Annotated in this window: 13 protein-coding genes; 7 read left to right on the forward strand and 6 right to left on the reverse strand. The window is 72.3% G+C overall.

Translation table 11 applies throughout. The features are described 5' to 3' along the window. Positions 1-16: 16 nt before the first annotated feature. Entirely contained in the window at positions 17-1492 is a 1476-nt protein-coding gene (locus AB0O07_RS04225) for a PucR family transcriptional regulator ligand-binding domain-containing protein (RefSeq protein ID WP_365626491.1), read from the reverse strand. A 129-nt stretch (positions 1493-1621) separates the two neighbouring features. Between AB0O07_RS04225 and AB0O07_RS04230 the strand changes: the two genes are divergently transcribed. From AB0O07_RS04230 to AB0O07_RS04250, 5 genes are all read left to right on the forward strand, one after another. Next, entirely contained in the window at positions 1622-3028 is a 1407-nt protein-coding gene (locus tag AB0O07_RS04230; RefSeq protein WP_365626494.1) for an FAD-binding oxidoreductase, read from the forward strand. A 43-nt stretch (positions 3029-3071) separates the two neighbouring features. Next, positions 3072-3419, forward strand: a complete 348-nt coding sequence (locus AB0O07_RS04235; protein ID WP_365626497.1) for a cupin domain-containing protein — start codon at positions 3072-3074, stop codon at positions 3417-3419. A gap of 24 nt (positions 3420-3443) precedes the next feature. After that, complete coding sequence (locus AB0O07_RS04240) at positions 3444-4937, forward strand: CoA-acylating methylmalonate-semialdehyde dehydrogenase (RefSeq protein WP_365626499.1); 1494 nt, start codon at positions 3444-3446, stop codon at positions 4935-4937. A gap of 313 nt (positions 4938-5250) precedes the next feature. Further along, complete coding sequence (locus AB0O07_RS04245) at positions 5251-5625, forward strand: hypothetical protein (protein WP_365626502.1); 375 nt, start codon at positions 5251-5253, stop codon at positions 5623-5625. 17 nt (positions 5626-5642) lie between these two features. Then, positions 5643-6542, forward strand: coding sequence for an oxygenase MpaB family protein (locus tag AB0O07_RS04250; protein WP_365626505.1), 900 nt, complete (start codon positions 5643-5645; stop codon positions 6540-6542). A 24-nt stretch (positions 6543-6566) separates the two neighbouring features. Here the strand turns inward: AB0O07_RS04250 and AB0O07_RS04255 are convergent, their stop codons facing one another. The 3 genes from AB0O07_RS04255 to AB0O07_RS04265 form a co-directional block, all read right to left on the reverse strand. Then, entirely contained in the window at positions 6567-7634 is a 1068-nt protein-coding gene (locus AB0O07_RS04255) for an SDR family NAD(P)-dependent oxidoreductase (protein WP_365626508.1), read from the reverse strand. A gap of 4 nt (positions 7635-7638) precedes the next feature. Then, complete coding sequence (locus AB0O07_RS04260; protein WP_365626510.1) at positions 7639-9732, reverse strand: alpha-galactosidase; 2094 nt, start codon at positions 9730-9732, stop codon at positions 7639-7641. A gap of 115 nt (positions 9733-9847) precedes the next feature. Then, positions 9848-11491: an esterase-like activity of phytase family protein gene (locus AB0O07_RS04265; RefSeq protein WP_365626513.1), complete on the reverse strand. Its 1644-nt coding sequence runs from the start codon at positions 11489-11491 to the stop codon at positions 9848-9850. A 353-nt stretch (positions 11492-11844) separates the two neighbouring features. Here AB0O07_RS04265 and AB0O07_RS04270 point away from each other — a divergent pair, with 353 nt between their 5' ends. Further along, positions 11845-12720 carry a hypothetical protein gene (locus tag AB0O07_RS04270; RefSeq protein WP_365626516.1) on the forward strand — a complete coding sequence of 292 codons (876 nt, stop codon included), beginning with the start codon at positions 11845-11847 and terminating at the stop codon, positions 12718-12720. Positions 12721-12767: 47 nt separating this feature from the next. Here AB0O07_RS04270 and AB0O07_RS04275 read toward each other — a convergent pair whose 3' ends face one another. Beyond that, complete coding sequence (locus AB0O07_RS04275; RefSeq protein WP_365626519.1) at positions 12768-14015, reverse strand: PP2C family protein-serine/threonine phosphatase; 1248 nt, start codon at positions 14013-14015, stop codon at positions 12768-12770. Between the two features lie 93 nt (positions 14016-14108). After that, positions 14109-14888 carry an alpha/beta fold hydrolase gene (locus AB0O07_RS04280; protein WP_365626522.1) on the reverse strand — a complete coding sequence of 260 codons (780 nt, stop codon included), beginning with the start codon at positions 14886-14888 and terminating at the stop codon, positions 14109-14111. A 432-nt stretch (positions 14889-15320) separates the two neighbouring features. Here AB0O07_RS04280 and AB0O07_RS04285 point away from each other — a divergent pair, with 432 nt between their 5' ends. Further along, positions 15321-16376, forward strand: coding sequence for an ATP-binding cassette domain-containing protein (locus tag AB0O07_RS04285; protein ID WP_365626525.1), 1056 nt, complete (start codon positions 15321-15323; stop codon positions 16374-16376).

A 16376-nucleotide genomic window follows, 5' to 3' on the forward strand; every position in this document is an offset into this window, starting at 1 on the left:
CAAATGTCTGGTCACGTCAGTGCGTCAGCCCCTTGAGCGACAGCCGGGCGCTGTCGGCCGCCTGCAGGGCCAGCCAGAGCAGAGCCGATCCTTTGGTGGACGTCGCTTTGAGGTTGGTGAGCTGTTCGACCTGACGCAGCCGGTAGACGAGGGTCTGCCGGTGGATGCCGAGCTCCTGTGCGCTGTGCTGCCAGGCGCCGTCGTTGGCCAGGAACGTGCGCACGGTGCGGATGAGGTCGCCGCCGCTGTCCCGGTCGTAGGAGATCAGGGGGCCCAGGACGCGGCGCACCAGCTGGCGGGTGTCCTCAAGGCTTCCGGGCAGCAGGCCTGTGTTCTCGTCGGCGCCGTAGCGCAGCAGCCGGTGGCCGTCGCTTTCCTGGGCACGGGCCGCGGCGAGTTGGGCCTGGCGTGCGGCCTCCGCGACATCCGTGCTGGCGGCCAGTGGCGTGCTCACTCCCACCGTGCACCGGTCGGCCAGCTTCACGGCGAGGGCCGTGAGCAGGTCGGGCTGGTCGGGGACGAGACCGAGCAGGACGGGGTGGCGGGGGGCCAGGAGCGGCGCGCAGTGCTGGAGGCGGGAGTCGTGGTGGATGTGGTCGTGGTTGAGCGGAAGGTCGTCAGCGGCCTTCCAGCAGGCGATGACGATGCCGCTGTTCATGCCGCGGTGGCGCAACTCGGGCCATACGGCCGACAGGTTGATGGTGCCGTCGAGCAGGCCCAGGAGGAGGTCGCGCCCGGAGGCCCGCAGGTGATCGCGGTGGGCGGCGTGGTGCTCCAATTCGAGGCCGATGAGGCCGCCGAGGTGTTGCAGGAGAACTCGGTCCTGGACGGGGCGGCGGCCGGGGCGGGCGCTGAGCATGACGTTGCCGACCGAGGGCAGCGGTACGCGCTGCTCGGCGGTGTCGGCGGGCGGAAGGACGTCCGGTTGCCGGCGGCGGGAGGCTTCCTGTCCGCGGGCGAGGGTTTCGCCCGTGTCCACGTCCCGGACTTCCAAGGCCCAGCCGATGCTTGATTCCAGGGCCGAGAGGCGGGTGCTGAAGGTACCGCGGGCCCGGAGCGACTGCCAGTAGATGTCATACAGACGTTTGATCGTCGCCAGCCGCTCGCGTTCGGTCTCGACCGCGCTTTCGATGACGGTGCGGGCGAGCGTGACGAACTGCAAGTTGTAACTGGCTTTGAGGACAGGGAAGTTGCGCCGCTCGGCGGTCTCCAGGAGTTCGTGTGTCACCTCGGGCGCCTGCTCTGTGCGCGCGAGGACCAGGCCGCTGACGCCGCTGTCGATGAGGCGGGTCATCCAGTCGGCCTGGTCCGCAGCGTGTGCGGGCAGTCCGCCGCCGGTGGTCATGACCAGGTCGCCGTTTTTGAACCACCGCCACGGATCCGGCAGGTCGCAGGCGTGCGCCCAGGTCACCGGGCGGGTGCCGCCGTCCGAGCCCGCCAGGTAGGCGAGGTTCAGAGAGGGCACCGCCACGAGGCCGTCCACTGTGATCACGGCTAGGGCCTTTCTCGGGGATGTCATACGAATGTACAGCGCCCGGGGGGAGTGCTGTGCAACGGACGCATGTCCGCGTGAGCCCCCTGCTCCAAGACTGATCGCAGCGAACACAACTGGGAGGTAGCGATGGTGCTCAGCCAGGCCCGCGTGAAGCGCGGGGTGTCGGGGCCCGCGGGGGTGCCCCTGTGGACGGACAGCCGGCCGGACATGTCCCGCAGGCCCGCCCTGCCGGGCAGTACGTCAGCCGATGTCGCCATCGTCGGGGCAGGGTTCACCGGGCTGTGGACCGCCTACTACCTGCTTCAGCAGGACCCTGATCTCAAAGTCGTGCTGCTGGAGCGGGAGTACGCCGGGTTCGGCGCCTCGGGCCGCAACGGCGGCTGGTGCTCCGCGATCTTCCCGGTCTCCTTGGAGCGGGTGCGCAAACTGTACTCGCACCACGCCGCCCTGGAACTGCAGAAGGCGATGAACGCGACGGTCGCCGAGGTCGGCCGGGTCGCCTCGGCCGAGTCGTTCGATTGCGATTTCAGCCCTGCGGGATTTGTTTCGCTGGCCCGCAGCGCAGCCCAGCTGGCCCGTGCCCGGGCCACGGTCTCCGGCACCGAGGCCTTCGGTGTCCAGGGGCAGTGGCAGCTGCTGGACAAGGAGGAGGCGCAGGCGCGCATCCATGCCGACGGCGTGCTGGGCGCCCTGTTCACCCCGCACTGCGCTCTGCTGGACCCCGACAAACTGGTCCGCTCGCTGGCCTCCTGGCTGGAGAAGCACGGCGCGCGGATCTTCGAGGACACCGCGGTCACCGACTTCGGCAAGGGGTTCGTGCGTACCGAGCGGGGCACCGTCGACGCCAAGGTGGTCGTGCGGGCGACGGAGGCTTTCACACCGCAGTTCGCCGCCTACCGCAGGCACGTCGCCCCGCTGTACTCGCTCGTGGTGGCGACGGAGCCGCTGCCCGAGGAGCTGCGCCGCCGGCTGCGCCTCGACTCCCGCATGGCCTTCAACGACATGCGCAACCTGCGGATCTACGCGCACCCCACTGCTGATGGCCGGCTTGTCTTCGGCGGCCGCGGCGCTCCGTACCACTTCGGGTCCAAGGTGTCGTCCGTCTTCGACGTCGACGCCCAGATCCACAGCAAGATCATCGACACGATGTGTGAGTTCTTTCCCGAGCTCAACGGTGTCGGGATCACACACCGTTGGGGCGGTCCGCTGGGCGTACCCCGCGACTGGTTCCCTTCCATCGGCTATGACCGGGACGCCGGCATGGCCTGGGCCGGCCCCTATGTCGGTGACGGGGTGGCAACCAGCAATCTCGCGGGCCGCATCCTGCGCAACCTGATCACGGGACGGGGCGATGAGCTCAACGACCTGCCTGTGGTCAACCACAACTCGCCCCGGTGGGAGGTCGAGCCGTTGCGGTGGGTCGGCGTCAACGCCGGCCTGCGGGCGGCGACGGTCGCGGACCTCGAAGAGCGGCTGACCGGGCGCCCCTCGCGGGTGTCGGCGCTGCTGGAAAAGCTGACCGGCGCCCACTGACCAGCACCACCACCCAGAGCAACCAGACAAGGAGGCCGTCACTGTGCCATCCCTGATTCATCTTCCCCGCCCCCAGGTCCTGGACCGGCTTGCCCCGGCCGGGCAGCGGGCAGGCGCCGACGCCGGCGACCCGCAGCTGAGCACCCTGCCCGTGCGGGCAGCCGCCGGCGCGCAGATCGGCATCTGGGAGTGCACTCCGGGCGGGTGGCCCGTCGTCGACCGGCCCGACACCGAGACCTGCTACATCATCTCGGGCCGGGCCACGCTGACCGATGACGCGTCAGGTCGCACCGTGGAGATCTCCGCCGGCGACTTCCTGGTCCTTCCGCCTGGATGGAGCGGCCGGTGGGACGTCACCGAGACGCTCCGCAAGGCCTACAGCATCTTCTGAGAACCCCCGAAAGGAAGAACGATCATGGCGCACACCATCACGCACTGGTGCGACGGCAAGCCGTTCACCGGCACGAGCGGCAACACCGCACCGGTGACCAACCCCGCCTCCGGACAGACCACCGGGCAGGTGGCCCTGGCCGGCCTGGAGGACGCCCGTACGGTCATCCAGGCCGCTGAGGCGGCGTTCCCCTCCTGGCGGGACACCTCGCTGACACGGCGGACCCAGATCGTCTTCCGGTTCCGGGAACTCCTGAACGAGCGCAAGGGCGAGCTGGCCCGGATCATCACGGCCGAGCACGGCAAGGTGCTCTCCGACGCCCTCGGCGAAGTCTCCCGCGGTCAGGAGGTCGTCGAGTTCGCCTGCGGCATGCCGCACCTCCTCAAAGGCGGGATGACGGAGAACGCGTCGACCAAGGTGGACGTCCACTCGATCCGGCAGCCGCTCGGCCCGGTGGCCATCATCAGCCCCTTCAACTTCCCGGCCATGGTGCCGATGTGGTTCTTCCCCCTCGCGATCGCCGCGGGCAACACGGTCGTCCTCAAGCCGAGCGAGAAGGATCCGTCGGCGGCCCTGTGGATGGCGCGGCTGTGGGCGGAGGCAGGACTGCCGCCGGGCGTCTTCAACGTCCTGCAGGGCGACAAGACGGCCGTGGACGAGCTGCTGGAGAACCGGGCCATCAAGGCGGTCTCCTTCGTCGGATCAACCCCGGTCGCCCAGCACGTGTACGCAACGGCCACCGCGCACGGCAAGCGCGTCCAGGCGTTGGGGGGCGCCAAGAACCACATGGTCGTCCTCCCCGACGCGGACCTCGGCCTCGCGGCCGATGCGGCGATCAACGCCGGCTTCGGCTCCGCCGGCGAGCGCTGCATGGCCATCAGTGTTCTGGTGGCCGTCGGCGACATCGCCGACGCACTGGTGGAGAAGATCGCGGAGCGCGCCGCGTCCATCAGGACCGGCGACGGGGCGCAGAACTCCGACATGGGGCCGCTGGTGACGCGCGCCCACCGCGACAGGGTCGCTGCCTATGTCGACGCCGGTGAGGCCGAAGGCGCCGCCTTGGTCGTCGACGGACGACAGATCACCGTGGAGGGCGCGCGGGACGGCTTCTGGCTGGGCCCCACCCTGCTCGATCACGTCACCGCGGAGATGAGCGTCTACACGGACGAGATCTTCGGCCCGGTGTTGAGTGTGGTCCGTACCGACAGCTACGACGCGGCACTGGAGCTGATCAACGCCAACCCGTACGGCAATGGCACGGCCATCTTCACCAACGACGGCGGCGCCGCGCGCCGCTTCCAGAACGAGGTCGAAGTGGGCATGGTCGGCATCAACGTGCCCATCCCCGTCCCGATGGCCTACTACTCCTTCGGCGGCTGGAAGAACTCTCTGTTCGGCGACACGCACGCGCACGGTACCGAAGGGGTGCAATTCTTCACGCGCGGCAAGGTCGTCACCACCCGCTGGGCCGACCCCAGCCATGCGGGGATCGAGCTGGGCTTCCCGCAGAACGCCTGACCCCTGCCGCGGCGGGCGACCTGCATTGGGGCGGGGCCGCCCGCCGCGTCGAGCCCTACGGTGGTGTCCGCGCTGAGCGGGATGTCGCGGCGGCCGTCGTCGGCGTGGCCGAGGGCGCCGTCGCGGGGCACGGCTTCCGCGTTGGTGATTCCGGCGGCGGCGAGGTGCGCGCGGGGCTGCCTGGTGCGTGCTCCTGGCCCATGTGGCCGTCTTCGCCGGAGATTTCCGCAGCGGTATGGGTAACTCGCCCTGAACGGGATTAGGTTGAGCCGATCGTCATGCAATCCCCTAGGAAAAGGGGGCATGCATCGGTATGACCGTCGCTCCGTACACCCCGGCCCGTGGCCTCGCCGCCCGGTGGGTGGCGCGGGCCCCCGCCGGTGTGCGGCCCTATCTGGAAGTGCTGCGGCTGGACCGGCCGGTGGGGGCCTGGCTGCTGGTGGTGCCCGGGTGGATCGCCCTGGCGGCGATCGCCGGGCCCCTGCTCGGCTGGTTCGGGGCCCTGACCGGGCTCGGGCCGCTCTACTGGCCCGGACTCGCCGTGGTGGCCGGGCAGTTGGGGTGGCAGGTGTGGCGGGCCGACCCGGCCGATGCCGGGGCCTGCGGCCGGGCGTTCGCCACCAACCCGCTCTGCGGGGTGCTCATGGTGCTGGCGGTGCTCGCCGGGCGGATCGGTACGCTCGGCTGAGGAAGACGAACCAGGAGGTGCCGGTGGGAATACGGGAGCGGATCGCGGCGGAACTCACGGCGGCCCTGCACGGCGGGGACCTCAAGCTGGAGCGGTACGCCGGGCCGCCCGGTGATCCCGGGCTCTTCGGGACGGTGCCCGGGGACCCGGTGTGGCGGGTGCACGGACACGCCACCGGGATGCTCACCGGCGGATTCGCCGCGCTGATGCTCCAGTCGCTGCATCCGCTGGCCATGGCGGGGGTCGACCAGCACTCCGACTTCCGCGCCGATCCGGTCGGCCGGCTCAACGGCACCGTACGGTTCATCACCACGACCACCTTCGGCTCCTCGGCCGCCGCCGGCGAGGTGGTGGACCTCGTCCGGCGGATCCACACCCGGGTGCGCGGCACCGCCCCCGACGGCCGGCCGTACCGCGCGGACGACCCCGGGCTGCTCACCTGGGTGCACACCGCCGAGGTGCGCTGCTTTCTCGCCGGCCATCAGAGCTACGCCCCCCGGCCGTCGCGGCTGACCCCCGCCGAGTGCGACACGTACTACCGTCAAGTCGCCCCCGTCGCCGAGGCGTTTGGGGCCCGGAACGTGCCGCGCACAGCCCTGGAGGCCGAGCGCTACCTGGCCCGCCTCCGCCCTGGGCTCCATGCCACCCCGGCCGCGTTGGAGTGTGTACGGTTCCTCCGCCGCTTCGGGCGCACCCGGCGGGAGCGGCTGGTGGTGAGCCTGCTCATGAACGCCTCCGTCGGCCTCCTCCCCGCCTGGGCCCGCGCCGAACTCGCCATCCACCGCCCGGCCCCGCTGCGCACCGGCTGGGACCGGCCGCTGGCCACGGCCGTCGGCCACACCCTCCAGTGGGCCATCGGCCCCTCCCGGATCCAGGCCGCGGCCCGGGAACGGCTGGCGGGGGCGGGCCAGGGCTGACACCGGGGGCCGGGGCGCCCAGGGTCAGCGCGGGAGATGGGCGGCCGATACGGTCCACAGGCGCTCGGCGGTGGCCGGGTCGAGGGCCCACTCCTTGACCCCGTGCGGGTGGTGCGCGAGATCGGCGTCGTCCGGCACGGTGTACGCCTCCCGCCCGTCGTCCAGGTAGTGGCCTCCGGAGCGCGCGAACTCGGGTGCCACGGCAGCGACGACGGTGGTGGCGGCCCCCTGCCCGACCGTCTTGTACGTGAAGACCCCGGCGGCCTCCGCGGCGTCGAGCGACGCCTTCTGCCGTGGGGTGAAATTGCGCTGGAGTCCGGTCGCGACACCGCCGGGGTTCACGGCATTGGTGACGATGCCGTCGGACGCCCAGCGGCGGGTCGCCTCGACGGCGAAGAGCGCGTTCGCCGTCTTCGACTGGGCGTACGCGATCTGCGGGTCGTAGGCGCGGCGCTCGAAGTGAAGGTCCTCGAAGTCGATGCCGGCCCGCATGTGCGCCGTCGAGCTGACCGAGACGATCCGCGCTCCGTCCCGCTCGGACGCTCCCCTGGCCAGGGCGTCGTGCAATCCGGTGGCCAGGGCGAAGTGGCCGAGGTGGTTGGTCGCGAACTGCGACTCCCAGCCCTCGCGGGTTCGTTCGAGGCCGCCGGTGACCACTCCCGCGTTGTTGATCAGGAGATGGAGCGGGCCGCTCCACGCGGTGACGAAGCGGGTGACGGAGGTCCGGTCGGCGAGGTCGAGGTGGACGACCCTGGGCGGCGCTCCTCCGGCCGGCCGCGCGATCGTGCCGGCGACTGCCTCGCCGGCGGCGGTGTTCCGGACGGCGAGCGTCACCTCCGCTCCGGCGGCGGTCAGCGCCCGGGCCGTCTCGGCCCCGAGCCCCGAGGAGGCGCCCGTCACGATCGCCCGGACGCCGGTGAGATCGACGCCCTCCAGCACCTCGTCGGCGGTGGAGGAGGCGGTGAAGCGGGTGGTGATGGGCGTGGTGACGGGGGTGGGGAGGGAAGCGGGGGTGGTGACGGGGGTGGGGGTGGCGTCGGGAGTGGAGACGGAGGTGGGGGTGGAGCCGGGGGTGGAGTCGGGTTCTGCCATGTCATCAGCTCCGGCGGAGTCGGATCAGGGTGCTCGGGGTGTCCTCCCCGGGGAGGTGGAGGGGGAGGCCGTGGGTGAGGAGGACGGCGCCGTGGTGTTCGGTTCCGGTGGCCTCGTCGACGTAACGGGCGGTGGGGGAGAGGCCGGTGAGGCGGAGGGAGCGGTCCTGGCCCCAGGCGATGACCACGACCCGGTCGGCGGCGCGGTACAGCACGGCGTCCTCCAGACGGTACCGCTCGCCGTGCTGGACCACCGGGCGGATCTCCTTGTACTCGGCGACCAGGTCGCGGGCCTCGGCGAGTTCGGCGGCGGTCCAGCGGGAGAGGTCGCCGCCGATGCCGAGGGCGCCGGCCATGGCGACATGGAAGCGGCGGCGGAGCGAGGCGGTGCGGCCGGTGTGCGGGTTGGGGCTGTCGGTGACCCAGGCGGACATGGTGCGGGCCGGGTAGATCTGGCTGTAGCCGTGCTGGATGGCGATCCGGTCGGTGGCGTCGGTGTTGTCGGAGATCCAGGTCTGGTCCGTACGGGCGAGCATGCCCAGGTCGGCACGGCCGCCGCCGCCCGCGCACCCCTCGACGCGCAGGCCGGGATGGGCGGCGCGGAGCCGGTCGAGGACCGCGTACACCCCGCGCGTGTGGTCGCTCCAGAGGCGTTCGGCGTCCGGGGCGCCGGGGTGGCCGGCCTCGGTGAACGCCCGGTTCATGTCCCACTTGAGGAAGTCGATCGCGTACGTCGCCACCAGCCGGTCGAGCCAGCCGAACGCCCACTCCGTGACATCGGGGCGGGCGAAGTTGAGGACGAGCTGATGGCGGAGTTCCGTACGGCGCCGGTGCGGCATGTGCAGCACCCAGTCGGGGTGCGCGCGGTACAGATCGCTGTCCGGGTTGGTCATCTCCGGCTCCACCCAGAGCCCGAACCGCATGCCGAGCCCGCGCACGGCATCGACCAGCGGGGCGAGGCCGTCCGGGAAGCGCTCGGGGCTCGGATGCCAGTCGCCGAGCCCGGCCCGGTCGCTGGTACGGGCCCCGAACCAGCCGTCGTCGACCACGAACACCTCGACCCCGAGCTCCGCCGCGCGTTCGGCGAGCGCCCGCTGTCCCTCCAGGGTGACGTTCCAGCCGGTCGCCTCCCAGCTGTTGTAGACGACGGGACGGAGCTCGTCGGGGCGGGGCAGGACATGGGCGGCGATGTACGCGTGCCAGCCCCGGCTCGTCCCGCCGAAGCCGCCCTGGCTGAACTGCCCCGCGAACACCGGGGTCTCGTGGTGTTCACCGGGGGCGAGACGCCAGGTGAGGCCGTCGTGCCCGGCGCCGCCGGTCACCGTGAACGGGCCGCCGGTGTGGTCGCGGTACGCGGTGATCCGCCAACTCCCCGACCAGGCCAGGACCATGCTCCACACCGCGCCGCCCGTCTCGTCCGCGTCGCCCGCGTCCACCATCAGCCACGGGTTGCCGGCGTGACCGGAGATACCGCGCCTGCTGGTGAAGGTCGTCTCGGCGAACGGGGCCTCGGTACGGCGCAGTTGGCTCTCCCCCGACCAGTCGCCGACGGTGTGGCTCAGCCGCGCGCCCGAGGCGGCCGGGACCGACCAGGCGGCGGCGTCGCAGCGGAGGACCTCGATCGGGGCGGTGTCGTCTCCGTCGCCCTGGGCGGATCCGGTCCCGGGCCCCACGTGGCTGAGCGTCAGGGAGCGTTCGATGACATCGCTGTCCTGGTGGACCGTGTAGTGGAGGGTGCACCCCAGCGGGTAGTGGCGGTCCCGCAGCCGTACGCTCAGCCGGCCGTCCGCGATGTCGTGGCCCGCGTACCGCCACTCGACGCCGCGCGCTCCGTTCGCGTACCGCACCAGCAGCGAGGGGACCCCGAAGCGCGGGCCGCCCTCGACCCCCAGCTCCTCGCCGCCGGTGGAGGCGAAGCTGCTGGTGACGCCGGAGTGCACGGGGAGGGACGCGGCCTCGCCGAGGGTGAGCCGGGGCCCCCAGTGCAGATGGTGGGGCGCGTCGTCGGCGCCGATACGGAGGGCGTAGGACGTCGCCGGAGTGGTGAGCAGGAACGTACGGCTGGGCGCGTCGAAGGACACGGAGGACACCTGTGACATGACACGGAGCCTAGGCCGACAGGACCCGGGCCCGGTCGTCACCCTCTCGGTCCCCGCCGCCCCGCCCCCGCCGGGGAGGCGGGGGCGGGGAGTGCGGCAGCGACGGTCCGTGGTGTCAGCGGACGCGGAGGGTGACCGTGGCCGTGCTGGTCCTGGCGGGGAGCCTGGTGGTGTCGACGGCCAGGAACTCGCCGTCGTCCTGGCGGCCGTCGGGGAGCGTCTTGCGGTGCAGGGTGTACGGCGGGGTGTCGTCGGTGACCCCGTCGATGCCGAAGTCGCTGTCGTTGGTGAGCATCAGCGTACGGCCGCCGTCGGAGGTGGCGACGCCCTCGATCTTGTCCTGGCCGAAGAAGCCGCCGGCCGGGTCGAGCCCGGTGACCAGCGCGCCCACGTCCAGGTGGGTGGAGGCGGCGACCGGCGTGATGCCGGCCGCCTTCAGCGCGGCGCGGGCGGTGGCGGTGTCGCCGTCGCCGACGTACGCCTCGATCGTCCGGCGGTCCTTGCCGAGGAGCAGCCCGCCCTTCGCCGCGTCGTACGACGCGCCCGGTACGCGCGCCGAGGCGCCGACGTCGGTCGCGCCCCGGGTGTCGATCTTGTACAGCTTCTTGAACCCGCCGGGCTGCATAGCGCCGTCCCGCTCGTCGACCAGGAAGGTGGTCGCGCTCAGGGCGGTGATCTCGCTGACCGCTCCGGCGTTCTTCTTGGGGTTGTCGAGCAGGTAGACGTACTGGCGGGTGGCGTGGGTGCGCAGGTCGTACGTGACGATGCGGAGCGCCGTGACGTTCTTCGCTGCGACGCCCTTCGGCAGGTCGGGCTGTTGGAGCGCGGACTGCATCATGCCGACGAGCGTGCGGCCGTCGGGGGTGATGGTCAGCCCCTCCATGCCCCGGTTGGGCACCCGGTTGGCCAGTTCGGCCGGGAGCGTGCCGTCGAAGGGGGAGAGCCGCTCGATCGCCCGGCCGTCGGCGCCGAAGTGCGTGATGTACGGGCCGTATTCGTCGGAGATCCAGAAGGTGCCGTCCTTCAGCGCGACCAGGCCCTCGGGGTCGTAGCCGTACGGCGAGGCGGGCAGCTCGTTGCCCGCGAGGTCGGTCAGGGTCTCGCCGGTGTTCGCCTCGGTGCTGACGTGCCCGTTGTACGGGGTGCCGTCGGCGGCCCGCATCGGGATCGACTTCACCAGCACCGCCTTGGTGCCCACCAGGCGGAACCTGCCGATCGCCGGGGTGAAGCCGGGCAGCGGCAGGACCTTCTCGCCGTTCGGGCCGTCCACGTTCGGGCCCCGGTCGGTGATCCCGTAGAACTCGTTCTTCGAGCCGGGCACCGGGTACAGCGACGAACCGTACGAACCGCCCGTCACCTTCACCCCGCCGATCGTGGCGAGCGGCGGAAGCTCGGTCCGGTAGAGCCGTACGGCGTCGCTGACGCGGTACGTGAAGGTGTCGGTGCCGTGGAAGCCGGGCTCGGGCGTGTAGGTGAACGACCCGTCCTGGCGCACGTCGAGCTTGCCGTGCGCGGTCCCGGTGTGCGAGACGAGGGTGGCCGGGCTGCCGCTGTCGTTGGCGAGGAAGCCGTTCCCCCGCACGGTCAGCGTCCGGCCGGAGTGGGCGGTGTAGGAGTCGTCACGGGCCACGAGCGAGGGCCCGCCGTGGTGGGGGCTCTCCGGCCGGTGCGGCTTCTCGGGGGCACCTGCCCAGGCGTTGCCGGCCAGGGCGAGCACCACCGCGGTGCCCGCGGCGGTCGCCAGTTTGAGACGGGACATGCGTTCCTCCTCGTACGTGCGCCGCTCTGCGGGACGCACGACAGGGGAGTTTCGCGAGCGTACATGTCCTTGCGGTAAAGGGGACTTGCGGGCAGACGGCGGCCGGGTGAAGCGGAGATGACCGGTGGCGGGCGGCCGGTGGCGGCGGCATGCGGTGAGCGGTGAGCCGCATGCGGTGAGCGGCATGCGGCGAGCGGCATGCGGCGAGTGGCGGAGAGCGCACGGCGGGCGGGGCGTTCCGGGCCTGCGGGCCGCTTCCGGGGCCGCCCGGTTCCCCTCGTGGTCATCCCGGGTTCGGCTGCTCCTCCCCGGGCGCTCGCCCGGTGACCATCCGTCATGGGCACGGTCCTGACATGGACATCACCACACTGCCGCTCCGTCGTCCGCGTGCCTCGGCGCTCTCCCTGGCCGCCGCCCTCGCCGTCGCCGCCACCGTCTTCGCGCCCGCGCCGGAGGCCTTCGCCAAGTCCAACGCCGTACCGACGTACGAAGTCAAGATCAACCTGACCGCCGCGGCGCTCGACGCCTCGCACGCCCCGACCGCGGCCGTACGGTCGGCCTTCGGTATCTCCGGCTCCGCGGCGGCGCGTTCGTACGCGTACTTCGACACCGACGCGCGCGCCGTCGACGGCGTGGGGTGGAGCGTCCGGCTCCGCCACAAGTCGGGCTCGTCGTTCGAGGAGACCTACAAGAAGCGGTTCCCGGTGACCGGCGGCGACATCGACGCCGCCCTGACCCAGGCCAACGCCGCGGGCTTCGACAGCGGAGACACCAACTACAAGGCGGAGGTGGACTGGGGGTACGGCAAGCAGACCCTCAGCTTCTCCGTCGAGAAGAGCCACGGCGCGAGCGGCTACTCCGGCACCACGATGCCGCCGAACGCCACCGGCCTCGGCTGGCTGGTCGACGACATCCCCGGCAAGCTCGACAACTGGGGCGCGGACAAGTGGGGTTCGGGCGTGCTCAAGGCGGCCCGCGGCCATGGCCCGGTGACCTCGCAGGTCTGGTCGGGCGCGTGGGGAGCCTCCGACGACGCGAGTGTCGAGGTCGTTCCCGTCGTGGGCGCGGGCGGCAGTGGCACGGAGTATGTTGTCGAACTGTCGTTCAAGACCGACAAGTACGCCGACGCCGCCCGTCTGCACAGCGACGCCATCGCGGTCGCCGAGTCGAACGGCTGGCTCTACCGGGGCGACATCCTCAAGACGCAGCTCATCCTCGACCGCTACTGAGGGACGGCTGGTGAGCCCCGGGGCCGGGACGACTCCGGCCCTCGGGCTCACCGGCCTCCGTACCGGCTCTCGGCGCTGCTCCCGGGGCGGCTTGCAGGGCTGCTCTCGGGGTGGCCGGTACGGTCCTGGCCCGCCCCGCCCCCGGTGTCCCGTTCGATCAGGATCATGGCCGCGTCGTCCGCCAGATGGCCCCGGGTGTGGTGGGCGAGGGCGCGGCGCAGCCGGTCGAGGAGCTCCTCGGGAGGGGCGTCGCCGAGCCCGGCGAGCTGGGCGGGGAGGTCGAAGAAGTTCCGGTCGCGGTCGCGGGCCTCCAGCACCCCGTCGGTGTGGAGGAGCAGCCGGTCGCCCGCCCCGAACGGGTACTTCTCGACCGCCGCGGGCGGCCCGGTCAGAAACTCCTCCAGGCCGAGCGGGGGCAGCGGGCACGCCGTCTCCAGCGGGGTCACCTCGCCCCGGTGGAGCATCAGCGGCGGCGGATGGCCCCGGCTGACCAGCTCCACGACGGAGCCGTCCGGCACCTGGGCGAGGACCGCCGTCACGAACTGCTCGGCCGGGTACGCGTCCCCGCCCCCGGGGGCCGTCTCCGCCCCGGAGCGGGAGAGGTCCCTGCGCAGGGCGGCCTCACAGCGCCGTACCACCTCCGCCAGGTCCGGCTCGTACTGCGCGGCCTCGCGGAACGCGCCCAGCACGGTGGCGGCCGACCGCACCGCGGGCAGCCCCTTGCCCCGTACGTCGCCCACGATCATCCGGACCCCGAACGGCGTGTCCACCGCCTCGTACAGGTCGCCCCCGATGTGCGCGCCCTCCTCGGCCGCCAGATAGACGCCGGCGGCCCGTATCCCCGCCAGCCGGGGCGGGACCGGGCGCACCACCATGTCCTGCGAGACCTCGGCGATCCGCCGGACCCGCGACAGCTCCCGCTCCCTGCGCACCCGGGCGAGGCTGATCGCGACACTGGCCACGGTCACCACCAGCAGGGCGAGCAGATTGGCGTAGACCTCCTGGGTGCCCCAGGCGTGGTTGACGGTCGCGGTGATCGCGCTCACCACCCCGGCGAGGAAGGCCACGAAGCCGGTGCCGACGGGCCCCATCGTGACGGCGGCCAGCGCGGGCGCCGGGGAGAGGAGCGGCCCCGTGTAGAGGAAGTGCGCGGGGGAGAGCTCGATGGTCAGGACCGCCGCGAGCTCCGCGAAGGGCAGCGCCCGCGCGAGCGCGAAGAGCGGCTTGCTCTGGCCGATCCGGCCGATCCGGCCTATGCGGCCGCCGGCCGACACCGGACCGTGGAACACGCGCATGGTCAGAGCCTCTCACCGGGGCCGCGCCGACGCCCTGCCGGAGGCGCGGCGGGTCCGGGCGGCCCGCCGGCCAGGACCGTGCGGCGGCCCGGCCTAGGTGACGGTACGGAGCCGGGCCGCCACGTCCTGGACCAGCTCCGCCTCGTGCGGGACGAGGTAGAAATGGTCCCCTGGGAAGATTCTCTCGCGGTACCCGGCACGGGTGCGCGGGGACCAGGCGCGGAGCTCCCCCGGCTCGATATCGGGGTCCTCCCGCCCCACGTACGCGGTGATCGGCGCCCCGGTCGCCGCACGGGGCCGGGGCCGGTAGGTCTCGCTGAGCCGGTAGTCGGCCCGGATCGACCCCATGACCAGCTCCCGCAGCCCCGGATCGGCGAGCACGGGCGCCGCCGCGGCGTCCAGCCGCAGGACATCCGCGATCAGCGCCTCGTCGCCCTGGGTGTGGAGGAAGGCGGTACGGGTGTGGCCGGGCGCCGCCCGCCCCGAGACGAGGAGCGCGGCGGGCGGGGTGCCGTGCCGCTCCTCGATCCGCAGGGCCACCTCGAAGGCGACCGAGGCGCCCATGCTGTGCCCGAAGAGCGCCAGCGGCCGGTCGAGGAAGGGCGCCAGCGCCTCGGCGACCGGCCCGGCGAGCGCGTCCATGTCCTCGGCGGGCGCCTCGTGGAGCCGGTCCTGGCGCCCCGGATACCGCACGGCCAGCACCTCGACATCGGCCGGCAGCCGGCCCGGCCAGGTACGGAAGGCGCTGGCGGCGCCGCCCGCGTACGGGAAGCACACCAGCCGGATCCTGGGCTCCCCGGCCGGTCCGAACCGGCGGAACCAGGGCGCCAGGGCGGGCCGGTGGGCGGGGGCTGCGCCGTTCGGGTGGCCCACTGGCTCCTCCGTCGGTGTGCGTCGGTGTCCGTGCTCCGTGCACGGCATCCGTGTTCCGTGTATGACGCACCGAGGATGGACCCTCGGCAGCGCTGTCGGCGACATCTCCGGAAAGCGCTACCGCACTTTTCGCTTTCTGTTCACCTAAAGGAAACTTCAGAAGCGTTCTCGGAACGCGAGATGGCGCCGACCGCACCAAAGGGGCGACAACGGGGGGTGAAACGGGGAAATGTCGCTATCGTCCGAGCCTCGGCGCCCGCTGGTTCATAATTCAAATATCGAGTGCGGCGCCGGTGCGATGGCCGGAACTTGTCAGGTGGCAGTCAGGGTGCTTTAGTAACGCTGCCTTCCCACGAGCCCCGTGCCTCACGGCAATTGGGCGAAGGGGGGCCGCGGCACCGTCCGCGCAATCCAAGTTCTTGAGGTGCATTCATGGAAATCGCTATCGAAGCGGAAGGGCTTCGTAAGCGGTACGGGGGCCACGAAGCGCTGCGCGGGGTGGAACTTTCCGTTCCCACCGGAACGCTGCTGGGGATCCTCGGACCCAACGGAGCGGGCAAGACGACGACCGTACGCGTACTCGCCACACTGCTCGACGCGGACGGCGGCCGGGCGCGGGTCGCCGGTTACGACGTACGGGAACAGCCGCGCGAGGTACGCCGCAGGATCGGCCTCACCGGCCAGTACGCGGCCCTCGACGAACGGCTCACCGGGCGCGAGAACCTGCGGCTCATCGGCACCCTGCACCGCCTCGGCCGGCCGGCCGCGCGGGCCAGGGCCGGTGAACTGCTCGACCGGCTCGGTCTCGCGGACGCGGCGGAGCGCCAGGTCAAGACGTACTCCGGCGGGATGCGGCGCAGGCTCGACCTGGCCGCGAGCCTCATCGGGGAGCCCAAGGTGCTCTTCCTCGACGAGCCCACCACCGGCCTCGACCTGACCAGCAGACTCACCCTCTGGGACATGATCAGGGAGCAGTTGGCGGCCGGTGTCACCGTGCTCATGACCACCCAGTACCTGGAGGAGGCCGACCAGCTCGCCGACCGCGTCGCGGTCATCGACGGCGGCCGGGTCATCGCCGACGGCACCCCCGACGAACTCAAGGCGAAGGTCGGCGGGGAGCGCCTCGACGTCACCCTCGCGGAGGGCGGCGACACCGCCGGCACCGTGACGGCCCTGCGCACCACCGGCGCCGAACCCGTCGTCGCCGAGGACGGCCGGCTGGTCTCCGTCCCGCTCGGGGACGGGCTGCGGACGGTCTCCGAGGCCGCCGCCGCGCTGGCCTCGGCGGGGGTGCGGACCGCCGGGTTCGCCGTACGGCGCCCCTCGCTCGACGATGTGTTCCTCGCTCTCACCGGGTCCACGGCCGAGTCGACCGGCGCGGCCGGCGCGGCCGATGGGGCCGGCGTGGCCGATGGGGCCGGCGTGGCCGAGGCGGCTGATGTGGCCGACGGGGCCGACGGGCCCGTCCCGGCCGGTACGGAAAGGTAG

Origin of the sequence: Streptomyces sp. NPDC093085, assembly GCF_040683935.1 — a bacterium.
Taxonomy (GTDB): Bacteria; Actinomycetota; Actinomycetes; order Streptomycetales; family Streptomycetaceae; genus Streptomyces.

Excerpts from the sequence above, each read along its gene's own strand:
- AB0O07_RS04240 (WP_365626499.1), top strand. The coding sequence starts at position 3,444 with ATGGCGCACACCATCACGCACTGGTGCGACGGCAAGCCGTTCACCGGC.
- AB0O07_RS04265 (WP_365626513.1), bottom strand. The coding sequence starts at position 11,491 with ATGTCCCGTCTCAAACTGGCGACCGCCGCGGGCACCGCGGTGGTGCTC.
- AB0O07_RS04230 (WP_365626494.1), top strand. The coding sequence starts at position 1,622 with ATGGTGCTCAGCCAGGCCCGCGTGAAGCGCGGGGTGTCGGGGCCCGCG.
- AB0O07_RS04255 (WP_365626508.1), bottom strand. The coding sequence starts at position 7,634 with ATGGCAGAACCCGACTCCACCCCCGGCTCCACCCCCACCTCCGTCTCC.
- AB0O07_RS04260 (WP_365626510.1), bottom strand. The coding sequence starts at position 9,732 with ATGTCACAGGTGTCCTCCGTGTCCTTCGACGCGCCCAGCCGTACGTTC.
- AB0O07_RS04285 (WP_365626525.1), top strand. The coding sequence starts at position 15,321 with ATGGAAATCGCTATCGAAGCGGAAGGGCTTCGTAAGCGGTACGGGGGC.
- AB0O07_RS04275 (WP_365626519.1), bottom strand. The coding sequence starts at position 14,015 with ATGCGCGTGTTCCACGGTCCGGTGTCGGCCGGCGGCCGCATAGGCCGG.
- AB0O07_RS04245 (WP_365626502.1), top strand. The coding sequence starts at position 5,251 with ATGACCGTCGCTCCGTACACCCCGGCCCGTGGCCTCGCCGCCCGGTGG.
- AB0O07_RS04270 (WP_365626516.1), top strand. The coding sequence starts at position 11,845 with ATGGACATCACCACACTGCCGCTCCGTCGTCCGCGTGCCTCGGCGCTC.